Annotated in this window: 15 protein-coding genes; 12 read left to right on the top strand and 3 right to left on the bottom strand. The window is 38.3% G+C overall.

The window, feature by feature from the left end; all coding sequences use genetic code 11:
- Positions 1-139 precede the first annotated feature (139 nt).
- The 4 genes from H5158_RS21170 (at position 140) to H5158_RS21155 (ending at position 1,927) form a co-directional block, all read left to right on the top strand.
- On the top strand, positions 140-373 hold the full coding sequence (locus H5158_RS21170) for a hypothetical protein (protein WP_182740836.1): 234 nt from the start codon (positions 140-142) through the stop codon (positions 371-373).
- A 59-nt stretch (positions 374-432) separates the two neighbouring features.
- Positions 433-810: a VOC family protein gene (locus H5158_RS21165; protein WP_149982414.1), complete on the top strand. Its 378-nt coding sequence runs from the start codon at positions 433-435 to the stop codon at positions 808-810.
- 275 nt (positions 811-1,085) lie between these two features.
- Positions 1,086-1,499: a hypothetical protein gene (locus H5158_RS21160; RefSeq protein WP_182719544.1), complete on the top strand. Its 414-nt coding sequence runs from the start codon at positions 1,086-1,088 to the stop codon at positions 1,497-1,499.
- 200 nt (positions 1,500-1,699) lie between these two features.
- Complete coding sequence (locus H5158_RS21155; RefSeq protein WP_149982412.1) at positions 1,700-1,927, top strand: hypothetical protein; 228 nt, start codon at positions 1,700-1,702, stop codon at positions 1,925-1,927.
- 251 nt (positions 1,928-2,178) lie between these two features.
- Here the strand turns inward: H5158_RS21155 and H5158_RS21150 are convergent, their stop codons facing one another.
- Positions 2,179-2,946, bottom strand: coding sequence for a hypothetical protein (locus tag H5158_RS21150; protein WP_182719543.1), 768 nt, complete (start codon positions 2,944-2,946; stop codon positions 2,179-2,181).
- 362 nt (positions 2,947-3,308) lie between these two features.
- On the opposite strand from H5158_RS21150, the gene H5158_RS21145 reads away from it, so the two are divergent.
- From H5158_RS21145 to H5158_RS21135, 3 genes are all read left to right on the top strand, one after another.
- On the top strand, positions 3,309-3,629 hold the full coding sequence (locus H5158_RS21145) for a DUF2834 domain-containing protein (protein WP_149982410.1): 321 nt from the start codon (positions 3,309-3,311) through the stop codon (positions 3,627-3,629).
- Positions 3,630-3,969: 340 nt separating this feature from the next.
- Positions 3,970-4,824 (top strand): CPBP family intramembrane glutamic endopeptidase, encoded by an 855-nt coding sequence (locus H5158_RS21140; protein WP_182740835.1) that lies wholly within the window; start codon positions 3,970-3,972, stop codon positions 4,822-4,824.
- A 586-nt stretch (positions 4,825-5,410) separates the two neighbouring features.
- Complete coding sequence (locus H5158_RS21135; RefSeq protein WP_182740834.1) at positions 5,411-6,061, top strand: membrane protein insertase YidC; 651 nt, start codon at positions 5,411-5,413, stop codon at positions 6,059-6,061.
- Positions 6,062-6,160: 99 nt separating this feature from the next.
- On the opposite strand, the gene H5158_RS21130 is transcribed toward H5158_RS21135, so the two are convergent.
- Both H5158_RS21130 and H5158_RS21125 read right to left on the bottom strand, forming a co-directional pair.
- A complete protein-coding gene (locus H5158_RS21130; protein ID WP_145233460.1) occupies positions 6,161-6,793 on the bottom strand; it encodes a trimeric intracellular cation channel family protein in 633 nt (210 codons plus the stop codon).
- Positions 6,794-7,017: 224 nt separating this feature from the next.
- Positions 7,018-8,034, bottom strand: coding sequence for a LacI family DNA-binding transcriptional regulator (locus H5158_RS21125; RefSeq protein ID WP_149982408.1), 1,017 nt, complete (start codon positions 8,032-8,034; stop codon positions 7,018-7,020).
- Positions 8,035-8,385: 351 nt separating this feature from the next.
- Between H5158_RS21125 and glk the strand changes: the two genes are divergently transcribed.
- From glk to gap, 5 genes are all read left to right on the top strand, one after another.
- Entirely contained in the window at positions 8,386-9,384 is a 999-nt protein-coding gene (glk, locus tag H5158_RS21120; RefSeq protein WP_145233464.1) for a glucokinase, read from the top strand.
- A 35-nt stretch (positions 9,385-9,419) separates the two neighbouring features.
- A complete protein-coding gene (locus H5158_RS21115) occupies positions 9,420-10,433 on the top strand; it encodes a LacI family DNA-binding transcriptional regulator (protein WP_145233466.1) in 1,014 nt (337 codons plus the stop codon).
- Between the two features lie 480 nt (positions 10,434-10,913).
- The gene (gene edd, locus H5158_RS21110) at positions 10,914-12,764 is read left to right on the top strand and encodes a phosphogluconate dehydratase (protein ID WP_182740833.1); all 1,851 of its coding nucleotides are present in this window, start codon (positions 10,914-10,916) and stop codon (positions 12,762-12,764) included.
- A gap of 32 nt (positions 12,765-12,796) precedes the next feature.
- On the top strand, positions 12,797-13,417 hold the full coding sequence (eda, locus tag H5158_RS21105; RefSeq protein ID WP_182740832.1) for a bifunctional 4-hydroxy-2-oxoglutarate aldolase/2-dehydro-3-deoxy-phosphogluconate aldolase: 621 nt from the start codon (positions 12,797-12,799) through the stop codon (positions 13,415-13,417).
- A gap of 18 nt (positions 13,418-13,435) precedes the next feature.
- Positions 13,436-14,440 (top strand): type I glyceraldehyde-3-phosphate dehydrogenase, encoded by a 1,005-nt coding sequence (gene gap, locus H5158_RS21100; protein ID WP_182740831.1) that lies wholly within the window; start codon positions 13,436-13,438, stop codon positions 14,438-14,440.
- The last annotated feature ends 259 nt before the right edge of the window (positions 14,441-14,699 follow it).

Genomic DNA, 14,699 nt, shown 5'->3' with positions numbered 1-14,699 from the left:
TTAGCTCTGTTGTTTTTAAGCGATTCATAAGATCACAAAACACCATGAATGTTCCCTCGCTTCCCACATTTTTTAATACTATTAGTTCATTGATATATAAAGGCTAATTCTGGGGATACTTTAGGGTAGAAGGGCTGCAATGTTATTTCTCGGAATATCAGTGTTTAGTTGGTTTGGCCGAAATGCTGAGCATTCAGAATCTAGGCAGGCTATATGTTTGAGTCTTTCCGTTTCTATGTTTGCATTGGCTTTTCTTGGTAGTGTTGAATATTTACGTGGATTTGCTGGTATAGGTATTTTACTGGCAGTTATTACGGAGGCTAGTATTGCCTTGCTGTATTATAAAATATGGTTAAGTTGTAATAATGTCTAACAAGGTCTTAAACATAAATTTAGAATCCGAGTTGGGCTTACAAAAAACAGAGATTACTCATGGTTAACGTATATTTATTTACAGATGATTATGACCGACTATTTAATTTTTATCATAAGACTTTAAAATTTAAGGATCTGGACTGTGTTCTAACCTTTCCTGAAAATGATAATGCCGGAATATGGCTATTAAATTCACACGGAAATCCTACCGGATTGAGCTATTTCGGCTATGAAGTAAAAACTAACTTTTTATCCTATTGCGATAGCCTTATTTCACTTGGCGTAAAATTTGAAATGGTTTGGAGTCAGCCAAGTGGATATGTAGCAAGGTTCTTTGATTCTGATGGAAATACGATTCAAATTACATCTGAATGCTTTGATGATACTAATGAGGTAGACACTAGCAATTGGGGTTTCTTTAATGCTATCAAATAATTGCATAAAATCGTAAATAAAAAATGAGTTCTTAGCTCCATAAAAATGCTTAATTACTATAATGACGAACCAAGGAGAAACTAGTAAAAAATTGAATCAAAAGATTAATTTGATTATGGTTGTTCAGCAGTAAAATAAATTTAAAACGAGTCATTTTTTAGGCTCGTTAGTTTCATTTATGTAGCCTTCACTTTTTAACTAGGTGGGGAAACTACTTTTTATGAGCTGTATTTATCTAAAATTTCTTCATAAATAATAGGGTTAATGGGATATCAATGTACTCTCAAGAGTTTAAAACTGAGCTTAAAAAGTGTAATATTTTTAAAATTAAAAGTCCCAAAGGTGGGCACTATAACGACCGTTTTGAACTTAATGCTATTATTGAAGCAGAAAATGAAGCTCAGTTGTTAAATTATTTAGAACGGTTAGGCGTTTGTCATACCGTCCATAATGAAGAACCTAAACAATGGTGCCCACCGCCAATAGTATTAAATGGCACAAAAAAATGGATTGAATATAATGCCCAATGTGAATGTTTTGGCTATAAAACTTATGTGCATATAGGAACTACCAACCTTACAATTGAGTTTAATTTTAATTCCGACAATCTCTATGAAGTATCAATTAATGATTTAAAAAGAGCTGTAGAATTTGAAAAGACATTAAAATTAAATGGCTTTGTCTCTTAAGGTAACCAAGCTTATCGATTAACGTTAAGTTACAAGAAAGAGGTCATCTTCTTAAAACTAACAACGTATACGGATTGTTCTTTCGCCATAGGAATTACTAATATTTCAGGTCGCGTCGGCGGAAAAATTATAAATTAACAAACCCATCTACTTCTATTTGTTTGTTGGGTCTAAAATGGTTTTCGTATTGAAGGTGTAAAATGCCTAGGCTAACTAATAAAATGCTTGATGAAATGCAGGAAAATGTAGTGGATTTTGAACTGATTTTTGGTATTGATAATCCCAATTACTTGCCTTACTGGACTGCTTATATGAGAAATGACGAGCGCAGACAGTTCTTATTAAATGAAGGCTCAACATTTTTAGATTTTAATAAGGAAATGCTCGAACATGATTTTGATTGGTTGCAATGGGAAGCAACCACTTGAAAATAAAGCACAATGAAAGACATGATAGTAGTACAGTTTTTTAATGTTAAACAACTTCATAGTCTCGTTAATTTTTAAATCGCTTATGTGAATTGCGCGCCCAACTTTTGACTTACACGGGCGCATCTTGGGCATATTTGGTAAGCAGTAAATAAAAAGCTGAGCTTAATGGGACTCAAAATGAGCTCTCTAAACTGATAAAATATAACCAATAATCTTCGAGTGGCGATTACATTGCACAAATATGTGATTTATCTTACACATAAGGCTTCAGATTGCTCGGTAAATGGTAATGGTAATTCACATTTATAATTACCCCCCATAGCATTTATTTCAAATGCTAAGTTATTACCTTGCCAATTAAAGTTTTCAAACCACCAGTTGCCGTCTTTTCCTATAAGATCAATGATTGAGTCGTCCGTTTTATTTATGGCACTACAAACATGTTTAATGTTTGTTGGGCCATCAAATAGGGATGTACTGTAATGCTCAATGGTAAAACATGGGTTCATTTCAGAATTATTAAGAATAAGACGAAACAGACCTTCTGCTTCTTTTACATTGCCAAACTCTATATGTTTAACAGCAGGAGGGATGACAACCTCATTCTTTTTTACCGCTTTTTGGTGCTCTGCTTTAACGTCTTCTTCCTTTTTGGGTTTGTTTTTTAGCTCACAACTAATCGTCATATTTGACAGTTCTATAGTACAAGCTTGATCAGCCCAATAGGCAGCAACAAAGAAATATAATCGGTGACCTGAAAAATTAATATCAAAAGGGTAGATGTTAGGATCATCAGCTAAATTAATGCCTTTGGTGATCTGACAAAAGCGGACCTCTTTATGGGTTGTTAGGTTTTTAACCTGAATACAAGGAGCGCCATTTTTTATATAAGCGGCAAACTCCGGTTGCTGATCATCTCTGAAGTTGTCTGTTGCATAGAACTTATATTGACTAATGTCATCGGCTTTAGCGACACTGGCGATGAGTAAAATAAGTAACACACATATCTTTTTCATTTTTTATAAGCCTTATAGCTAATCAGGGGTTTTTATAAAAAAACGGAACAACACTTTAACTATTTTAAAGGTTTTTGCAATAGAGTTGTTATGGTGGGTATTTTGAAAGACTAATAATTTATGTCATATCTTTGATAGTTAATGGGCGTCTCTTATTTCACTAGGTAGTTTGGAGTTGTAATTATTTGGTTCATATTAAAAAACACCAAATCACACTAACCACTTCAAAAGCCGTTAATCACTAAACGATTGAATCAAAATAGGAATTCGGCTATGGTTGATACAATAATAAAAATAAATTAAAAACGAGTTATTCTACAGATTCATTAGGGCTTACTAAAAACAGTTGCAAGGATGGTGAAATGGTTAGGTTTTATCTGGTTCTTACTTTATTAGGAATTTTACTTCCTTATGGCGCCTTTGTTCCTTGGCTAGTTACAAATGGTTTAGATCTTGGTCTCTTGTTTAATGACGCGGTGACAAATTCTATCAGCGTATTTGCTTGGCTTGATGTTGTAGTGTCTGCAGTTGTTTTGTTGGGTTTTATCATTGTCGATGGTCGCAGAAATAAAGTGACATATCGATATTTTGCTGTGCTGGGCACGTTGTTTGTGGGTGTGTCGTTTGGGCTTCCACTTTATCTTTACCTCAAAGAAAAGCAGTCCCTTGAATCACAGCCCTAACAAATAAGTTATGGCGTCAATAGCTATCTTCAAGTATCTGGCGCTTTCCGCATTTTACTACTTACTAGCACTGAATTTAAAATCGCCATCATTTTCCAGATGTAAGCAATGAGACGTAGTTACTGGTGTTAGCCCTATTTTTAGCGCTATTGGTACTTCAATGGTGTTATTTATTTAGATACTAATACCATTTATAGAGCTTTGTATTATGAATATTAAATGTAAAAAGCAGACAGAGCTTTTTTACTTTTATAAATACCATGCAACTGGTCGGATCTGAAAAAGGCGTTAATTAAAGTAAAAAGCCTTTTTAAAATCTAAAACATAAGATTACACATTCATGGCTTTTTGTTTCCTAGCGCTATCTATTTTATGCGTTTTTCCATTTTGTAAGATAGTAATTTTGCGCCAACCAATTTGGCAATACTTGCTGCTGCTAAGTGTTATAACTGCCTATCATCAGGAATATATAAACTTATACGCAGTTGTTGTTATTGTGTTTTATTTAGGCTTATTGCACTTTTCGGTATCTGCAACCTCTGCGTTAATACGCAGTATCTTAACGCCTTTGTTTGTAATAGCCTCACTTGGTTTAGCCTTACATTGGTTCCCCGGTTTTAATAACCAGCCTATTGTTGTTAATGAACAGCTTACTAGCAATGCGATTGCATTTACCCTGTATGCTAATTTCGATAAAGCATTAGCGGGTTTGATGCTGAGTGCTTATTTTTTTACAAAAAATAAAACGCTAAAACCAATAAGTGTAGGGCATCCACTTTTGATTATTGCCATCACGATTTTAGCTGCACTCATCACTGCTTTAATGTTGGGCCTTATGGAGTTTGCGCCTAAAGTACCCGAATTTTGGTTTTTATTTATAGCAATTAATCTATTTTTTACCTGCGTTGCAGAAGAGGCGTTATTTAGAGGGATAATACAAACTAAGCTTTCGAAAGGGATAACCTCGGCTCGGTTTGCATTACTTGCGCCTGTGATCACTACTGGTTTATTTTCACTCGCACACTTTTCAGCTGGAGCTAGTTACATGCTAGTGGCAGCTGTTGCTGGTTTTGGCTATGGATACATTTTTTATAAAACTCAGCGTTTAGAGTGGGCTATTTTATGCCATTGGCTCGTTAATGTGTTTCACTTTTTCTTATTTACTTACCCTATGCTTGCAACACCCTCTTATTAAATAACTATATGCTATCAAGTACTGATGGTGTCATTTAAGTTCATGATTTGATGTGAAATAACTGAAAAATGTTGTTCTGAGCATCATAGACAACATTGCTATTTATTACTACGACTACAGCTTATCCGCCTCTGGGCTTACTAAAGGAAATGTCATCTACTTAAAGCAGATTCACAACATGCTGATGATTTTTTAAGGAGAAATTAGTTTCAAAGGCTGTGTGAAATATAGAAAGTTAAGTACTGGGTTGAGGTAGAAAACGATCTTAATATAAAATTAGTTAATTTTCCCTGCAGTGAATAATTCAGTTGAATTTCTTGTGTAAATATTAGTCAATAAGAAGTGATCGAGAGTTAAACTAGCTCCCAATCTTCGCTTACTTGAGTTTTTTTTGCTCAGCTTTAGAAACTCGATATAGCTCATAAGTAGGAAACGTTTAAATGTCTTTATCATGATAAAAAATAGCTTTATTTGTTAAATATCATTAAAAAAGATCCATCAGCGCGATAATGAACATTAATAAACATCTTGACATAATATGTCGAGATGTTTACTTTTAATACATCAAACTGAAAGGGAAGTTTAAATGGAACTTTGGAATTTTTTTACGAGCTTTATCGTGCAGTCTATCGCCTTTCTTACTCAAGAAGTCGGGCTAAGCCAAGCTTTAGCTATTATTTTATTTACACTAATTGGTCGCTTAGTTTTAATGCCGATTAATTTGTTAGCGATGGCCAAAACCGTTAGTAACAAAAAGGCGATAGCTGTATTAAAGCCTGAGCTTGATGAAATAAAAAACAAATATAAAGATCAACCCAGTGCAATAGCTAAATCTACAATGGCGCTCTATAAAAAGCACAACATTAAATTTATTGATAAAAAGAGTGTGTTAAATATGGCAGGTCAAGGTTTATTTGGCTTTGGTACGTTTCAAGCTCTTCAACAAATCGTGTTTAATAGTAAGTTTGCGTGGATTGCGAGCATAGCAAAACCCGATATTGCACTTTCATTGTTGGTGGGTGTGATCACTTATTTTTCTATGGCGATGATGCCTGGAACTGCTGAGCAAACCAGTACCTTATTATTTATTATTCCAGCTGTGATTTGTGTTATTACCTTAATAAACTTCCCCTCTGCTATTGGTTTATATTGGGCAACATCAAGTGGTACAAGTTTATTGCAATCTTTATTACTCAATAATTACTTTCAAAATAAAACAGTCTGTAAAACTATTTAGTTTTAACGTATGAAAATAATATTTTTGGCTGTTTCAATAGCCTAAGAAGTAATTGGACTATTGAAAAGCTCAAGAGCAGGGGTTAATAAACGACTGCCTTTACTGTTCATTTTTCAAATTAGCTGGTTCTAATAAACTAAACGTCGGTAAGCGCCATTTAAAGCGTACCGATGCCATGCGTATTAAATACCCTACAACTAGGCTTGTAATAACGCTGATGTTGTCATCAATGTTGTAGTGGTGTAGTGCTAGATATAAACAAGCTACAATCAGCGCTACGCTGGCGTAAAGCTCATGATGTAATACTAGCGGCGCTTGGCGACAAATTAAATCACGTAATAATCCACCAAATACGCCGGTAACAATAGCAGCGACTACACAAATACCATAGTGCAAACCCATATTAAGCCCCACTTGGCAGCCAATAATACTAAATGCGGCAAGCCCAAGGGCATCTAAACGCATAAAAATGCCTTTAAATTTAACCACCCATTTTGCAAGCCAAGTTGTAATAATACCGGCAACGCAGGTGATCAATAAATATTCTGGATGTTTTACCCAAGTTAAAGGGTAATTGCCAAGTAAAATATCGCGTACGCTGCCACCACCAATTGCTGTGGCACTGGCTACTAACATAACCCCAAACCAATCCATGTTTCTGCGCCCAGCACTCAGCGCACCGGTCATGGCTTCGGCTGTAATACCAATAATATAAACAATAGTTAATAGCATAAGATATTCACTTGAATTTTTAAGAGCAAAAATAAAAGTGCGATTGTAGAGAGAAACTAATAAAAAGACGAGTGAGAAATTACACTAAAAACGCTCAGTTTCAGATAAAAAAAACTAATGTGAAATCAATGTGTGAATTGGCTGTTAATAGTACGTTGACCTAGCGTGTAATTATAAAAAAATAAGGACAAAAGACCGTAAATAATGTAATAAAATATATGTAGTTAGCTGGAACCTCGTGCAATTAGTCGCGGTGTTAGTAGGGTGCTTTGTACTTGTTCACCACGAATTAGTTTTAGTAAGTTTTCAACTAGCATTTGTCCTGCTATTGTGGTGTTTTGCTCTATGGTTGTGAGTGGCGGGTTTACATAGCTGGCAATCGAAATATTATCAAAACCTATCACGGCTACATCTTTCGGCACGTTAATATTGGCTTCTTTTAAAGCGCGTATTGCACCTATAGCAATCAGATCGCTAGCAGCGAAAAGGGCATTAAAGGTAATATTGTTGGCAATAAGCGAACGTGTGGCATGATAACCAGACTCTTCGGTCGAAATCGCATTCGCTATTTTTCGCTCGCTTAAGGTAATAGCATGTTGTTTTAACTTGTCTTTAAAGCCATTAAAACGGGCAAAAAATTCAGGGCTATGATCAGATGCATCACCAATAAATGCGCAATCAGTTCGGTTATGCGCCAATAAATGCTCAGCAGCAAGTTGGCCGCCGCCATAGTTATCACAGCTAATTGTTAAATCGGCACGATTATCTACCGTTGCTCCCCAACAAACAAATTTGGTGTTTTGTTCAAGCAAGGTATTAAATTTAGGCTGAAAATCAATGTAATCGCCATAACCTAATAAAATAATACCATCAGCACGGTGACTGTCTTCGTAGTCCGCTTGCCAATCTGAGCTTGCAGATTGAAACGATACCAATAAGTCATACCCTTCTTTTGCGCAAGCACGCGTTATGCTGCCGAGCATCGCTAAAAAGAACGGATTGATTTGTGATTCATCTGCTGTGGGATCTTCAAACAGTAACAAAGCCAATGTACTACTTTGTTGAGTTCGAAGGTTACTCGCATTTTTGTCGACTTTATAGTTAAGCTGTTTGGCTACCTCAAAAACACGTTTGCGGGTTTCTTCATTAACCAATGGACTGTTGCGCAAGGCGCGCGAGACAGTGGATTGTGATACCCCTGCGTAGTGTGCAATGTCAAACGATGTAGCTTTACCTTTCATACACAACCTAACTATTTCAAGTAACTAAAGTGCAAATAACTCGTGTTATTCTCGTTTATTTGCTGATTTTTACAAGCTATTTATCAGTAATTTATCAGTAATTTATCAGTAATTTAAAATTTTTATTGATCCAACCCTGACACCGGTGTCATAATGCGGGTGTTTTATCATTTTGTTGTCAAAACGTATTGGCTGCCCATTTAGTTGGGCAGCATTTTTTTATACTAGAGTAACTACTTTGAGGTGATAGCTCAAAGTTTATCTCATAGCGATAGCAAGACCATTGAAATTACAATAATAAGCACGGTTATAGCTAAGTATATAAACCGCTTAGACAAAAGAGAAAACACGATGAACTCCAAGCCAAATTCAGAATTCGATCCTATCTTAGTGGCCGACATCGGCGGCACTAATGCCCGTTTTGCTTTAATTACTGCTTTTAACCTACAAGAAAAACAATTCGTTATTGAGCATAATATCATTTTTCCCAGTGCCAATTTTGGTTCATTGGAAGCGGCAATAACGCATTATTTATCTCAAGTTAGTCATATTCAACCTCGACGCGCGTGTTTAGCCGTGGCTGGACCGATAAAAGCAGGCCAAGTACATTTAACTAATTTAGGTTGGCACTTTAGTGTCGAACAAGTAAAAGCTGAGTTTAATTTAGCTCAACTGGAAGTGATCAACGATTTTGCTGCGTTTGCCTATGCAGCACCTTATTTAGATCCACAACAAAACATTGCAGTTAAAGCAGGACAAGCCGATACTGATGCAAATATTGCAGTCATGGGTCCGGGCACTGGTTTTGGTGCGGCGTGTTTAGTGCGTACTAGCCAATCACGTGCTGTTTTGAGTTGTGAAGGTGGGCATATAACATTGGCATCAGTGAGTGAATTAGATACTCAGCTGATCATCGAGTTACGTAAGCTATTGCCACATGTATCGGTCGAAACAGTATTTTCAGGGCCGGGTATTGCTCATTTGTATCAAGCCATGGCGGCTGTAAAAGGTGTCGATGCTAAGAATTTAACCGCTGCACAAATTAGCGAATTAGCAAATAGTGGTGAATGTGCCATTTGCGATGCTACGTTAAATCAATTTTGTGATTGGATTGGCAGTGTCGCAGGCGATTTAGCACTGGCATTTGGTGCGTTAGGTGGTGTGTATATTGGTGGCGGTATTTTACCGCGTATGCAAGCTCGTTTACTTGCTAGTCGTTTTGTTGAGCGTTTTGGTGCTAAAGGGATCATGTCGCAGTATGTGAGCCAAATACCAGTGACGTTAGTCACACAAGATAATATTCCACTTATTGGTGCTGCTGCATGTTTGCACGTCAATGAGCAGTCATAATACATCGCTCATAGGGGTGTTATTGGGAAGGTTGGATGAAGAAAGTTACAATAAATAGTGTTGCAAGTTATGCCGGGGTCTCTAAAAAAACCGTGTCTCGGGTTTTAAATAATGAACCTAATGTTAGTGATGCAACCCGTGAAAAAGTTCTTAAGGTTTTTAAAGAGCTAGATTACACTCCTAACCCGATCGCCAGAGGTTTGGCGCAAAATCGTAGTTTTATTATTGGTTGCATTTACGATAACCCGAGTAAAAGTTATATCACTCGGGTGCAAACTGGTGCGCTTGCTGCGTGTCAAGAAAACAACTATAACTTGTTGATCCACCCATGTGATTTACGTGGTGATGCGTTGATCAGTAATATTGAGCATTTACTACAATCTTCTCGTCTTGATGGCTTGGTATTGACGCCGCCATTTTCAGATTTTAAGGTATTAGTCGATTTTCTCAAAAGTAAAAAAATTCCGTATGCACGAGTTGCATCAGCAGTGCTTGAAGACGATTCAATTTCAGTACGCAGTAATGATGAGCAGGGCGCATTTGAGATCACTGAGCACTTAATTAAGCTTGGCCATAAAGCGATCGCGTTTATTAAAGGCCACCCAGATCACAGTGCCACTGAGCAGCGTTTCAAAGGTTATCGCAGAGCGCTTAGTACGCACGGCATTGAATTTAATGAACGTTTGGTTGAAGAGGGTAACTTTAGTTATCATTCTGGGGTCGATAGTGCGCGCAGCATTTTAGATTTAACCCCACGTCCAACCGCCGTATTTGCATCAAATGATTACATGGCTGCGGCGGTATTAAAATTGGCAACACAACGTCAATTTAAAGTACCCGATGATATTTCTATCGCGGGTTTTGATAATGCGCCAATTGCTCGTCATATTTGGCCTGGTCTTACTACCATAGCGCAACCGGTTGAAGAAATGACCAAACAAGCGGTTACTAAACTGATTGAGCATATTGGTGATCCGCAAGAGCAACCGTATCAGGTTACGCTTGAAGCGCGATTAATCACACGCGAGTCTACCGCACAAGTTAGATAAAGGCTTTTCACAGTTGCCCGAGTTTGAGTGACGCTTACTCGGGCATTTTTTTGCTTAACAAAGCAGTCTGCATGTTGTTGCTATCTGGGTTTTTTTATCCGCTCATAGGTACTTACGATTGATATCATTTAGATTATAAAAAGATATTATAATCAATAAATTAAAGTAAAAACTCCTCACATTTTCTAGCACTCCAGCAACACAATTTAGCGACCAAGCTAGATCCCCTAATGAAAAATTATTTTCGTTCATTATTTGGTCATTTAAAATATTTAAACTAAATTTATAGGATAGGGTTGACACCGGTGTCACAGTCATGCGTTAATACAGTGACACCGGTGTCAGGTTGATTGTGAGAGACAACCTGCCAACGTATACCTTTGAACGGGTAAATCAAAGATGCTCAGTGCAAGTTCATTCGTGGAGTATGCACTTGCCACTGAGCCTTTATCCTCTAACCTTAGAGATGAGTCGAATTTTATGTTACATCCTCGTATTCAAGAAGTCACCGAACGCGTCATTGAACGCAGTAAAGCTACTCGCCAAGCCTATTTAGAACGCATCAATCATGCAAAAAAACAAACAAGAGTTCGTTCTGGTTTAGGTTGTGGCAATATCGCCCATGTTATGGCTGCGTGTAGCAGTGACGATAAAGCACGTTTAAAAGCTGATGAGCAGCCAAACTTAGCGATTATCAATTCATATAACGATATGCTATCTGCGCACGTGCCATACAAAGATTATCCAGATTTAATTAAAGACATTGCTACAAAGTACGATGCCACAGCTCAAGTTGCAGGCGGCGTGCCAGCCATGTGTGATGGCGTAACTCAGGGCCGTGATGGCATGGAGTTATCGCTTTTTTCTCGTGATGTAATTGCGATGTCGACAGCTATTTCATTATCACACGATGTGTTTGATGGCGTATTTTGCTTAGGTGTGTGTGACAAAATTGTCCCTGGTCTATTAATTGGTGCTTTATCATTTGGTCATCTACCGGTGTACTTTTTGCCAGCAGGCCCGATGCAGTCAGGCATTCCAAATAAAGAAAAAGCCCGTATTCGTCAAAAGTTTGCTCAAGGCTTAGTAAGCCGTGATGAGCTTTTAGAAGCGGAGAGTGCGTCTTATCACAGCGCGGGTACTTGTACGTTTTACGGTACTGCAAACAGTAACCAAATGTTGATGGAAATTATGGGCTTGCACCTTCCTGGTAGCTCGTTCATCAATCCATATACAGAGTTGCGTGATGGTTTAACCGGTAATGCGGTAGAAACCATGCTTAAACAATTGATTCAAAGTAAAGATGCCAATTGCTTAGCGGATGTTGTAACTGAAAAAACCATTATTAATGGTTTAGTTGGTTTGTTAGCAACCGGTGGCTCTACGAATCATGCAATTCACTTAGTGGCAATTGCCAAAGCGGCAGGCGTTGAGCTGACATGGAAAGATATGTCGGATTTATCAGAAGTGGTGCCACTGCTAACACGTATTTATCCAAATGGTTCTGCTGATGTAAATCATTTCCAAGCAGCCGGCGGCATGGGTTTCCTTATGAGAGAACTCGTTGATGCAGGGTTCTTGCACAATGACGTTAAAACCATTGTTGGCGAAGGTCTCGAGGCGTATACCCAAGAACCACGTTTAGATACTGACAGTAACCTGATCATGACGAGCGCAACAGGCCCAAGCAAAGTTAAATGGGTACCGTGTCCAGAGAATTCATTAGACGAAGATGTACTTCGTCCAATTGACAACCCATTCAGTAAACAAGGTGGCTTACAGTTACTAACTGGTAACTTAGGTAAAGCCGTGATCAAAGTGTCTGCGGTTGCGGTTGAGCATCAAGTTGTTACAGCACCAGCAAAAGTATTTGCTTCACAAAGTGCATTACAAGAAGCCTATACACGCGGTGAGTTAAACCAAGACTTTATTGCTGTGCTAAAAGAGCAAGGTCCAAAAGCCAAAGGTATGCCTGAGCTGCATAAGCTCACGCCAGTAATGGCAACCTTGCAAGATGAAGGTTACAAAGTAGCGATCGTAACTGACGGTCGTATGTCAGGCGCATCAGGTAAAGTGCCAGCGGCAATCCACTTAGCACCAGAGGCGGTTGAAGGCGGCATTATTGCTAAGATTCAGGAAGGTGATTTAATTACTCTTGATGCACCAGCAGGTATCTTAAAAGTACATGTAAGTGATGAAGAATTAGCACAACGTGAATTACAACTTAGCGTACCTAGCTTAACGTTTGGTACGGGCCGAGAGTTGTTCACCGGATTTAGAAATATCGTAAGTAGCGCAGACATGGGCGCTAGCGCCTTTGGAATAGAATAATAATTCGCCAAACTGGGTATGAGGAACACACTATGAGCATAGAAAAAATATTATCATCGGCACCGGTAGTGCCAGTGGTGGTAATTGATAATTTAGAAGATGCAGCGCCACTAGCAAGAGCGCTGTATAACGGCGGTCTAAAAGCACTTGAAATTACACTACGTACACCGATTGCTGCAGAAGCTGTAAAGCTAATGAAAGCCGAAGTACCAGAAGCCTATGTTGGCACTGGGACTGTGGTAGATAAAGCAAGCTTTGATGCATCAGTTGCCGCAGGTGCTGATTTTATGGTGAGCCCAGGCGTAAATGATGAACTTTTAGCACTGGCAAAAGAGACTGACATTCCATTTCTACCGGGCGCCGCAACGCCAAGTGAAGTGATGAAATTAGCCAGTCACGGATTTAAGTTTTTAAAGTTCTTCCCAGCAGAAGCTGCAGGTGGAACAGCAATGCTTAAATCGATTGGTGGGCCATTACCACAAGTAACATTTTGTCCAACCGGTGGCATTAGCCTAGCAACAGCACCTAGTTATTTAGCACTTAGCAATGTTATTTGTGTTGGTGGTACCTGGATGCTAGATAAACAACTAATTGAAAATAAAGACTGGCAAGCCATTGAAGCGCTTGCTCGCCAAGCAAGTGAAGTTAAATAATTTAAGTGGAGTTTTGAAATGATTAATGTAGCAATTAATGGCTATGGCCGTATCGGTCGCAATGTTTTACGCGCGCTTTATGAGTCTGCACAAAATAATGAAATTAAAATTGTCGCAATTAACGACTTAGCACCGGCTAATGTTAATGCACATTTAACACAATATGATTCAGTGCATGGGCAATTTTCTCATAAAGTCACACTTGCTGATAACACCATGTTGATTGGCTACGACGTTATTACTCTTACCCAAGAACGCGACCCTGCTAACCTTCCATGGAAAGCATTAAACGTTGATATCGTTTTAGAATGTACGGGTTTTTTCACTAAGCGTGAAGATGCTGCAAAGCATATTACAGCGGGCGCGAAAAAAGTAATCGTTTCAGCCCCTGGTACTGATTTAGATGCAACCGTTGTTCACGGTGTAAACAGTGATGTGATCACTGCAGATAGCAACATTATTTCTAATGCTTCATGTACAACTAACTGTTTAGCACCAATTGCCAAAGCAATTAACGATACAGTAGGTATTGAGCAAGGTAGCATGACGACAATCCATGCCTACACTAATGACCAAAACTTGTCAGATGTTTATCATCCTGATCTGTATCGTGCACGAAGTGCAACGCAGTCAATGATCCCAACTAAAACCGGTGCTGCTAAAGCAGTTGGTTTAGTGTTACCTGAGCTTGCTGGTAAACTTGATGGTATGTCAGTACGTGTACCTACAATTAATGTATCACTGGTTGATTTTACGTTTATTACTAAGCGTGAAACAACGGCTACAGAAATCAATGAAATTATGAAAGCAGCATCTGTTGGGTCGATGAAAGATATTTTACAATACAACGAGTTACCGCTTGTTTCTATTGACTTTAACCATAACCCAGCGTCGTCAATCTTTGATTCTACGCAAACGAAAGCTGATGGCAAACTAGTTAAAGTGATGGCTTGGTACGATAACGAATGGGGTTTCTCAAACCGCATGTTAGACCAAGTTAAAGCGTTAGGCCAGTACTTGTAATAAGTACCACGTAAAAATTTAGCTTTATCCAACCAAGCCGCGACTATCGCGGCTTTTTTGTGTCTAGCGCTGGGCTGTAGATATGGTATTCTGCGAGCTGTTTTAATACCAATCGACTTAAATACTTAACCATGCTAGCGAGCTAAATAAAGCGCTAACTGCGTTATAATTTTTTCAAGTAGAACAACTACATGTCAAAATTTACGCCTTGTTATCACTGTATTTATCTGTCGCTATAAATGGTCAGTAACTTAACACG

Origin of the sequence: Pseudoalteromonas sp. SR45-6 (genome assembly GCF_014163545.1) — a bacterium.
GTDB classification, from domain to species: domain Bacteria; phylum Pseudomonadota; class Gammaproteobacteria; order Enterobacterales; family Alteromonadaceae; genus Pseudoalteromonas; species Pseudoalteromonas rhizosphaerae.
Note: the sequence above shows the minus strand (reverse complement) of the source record. Positions and strands in the feature narration are given on the sequence as shown.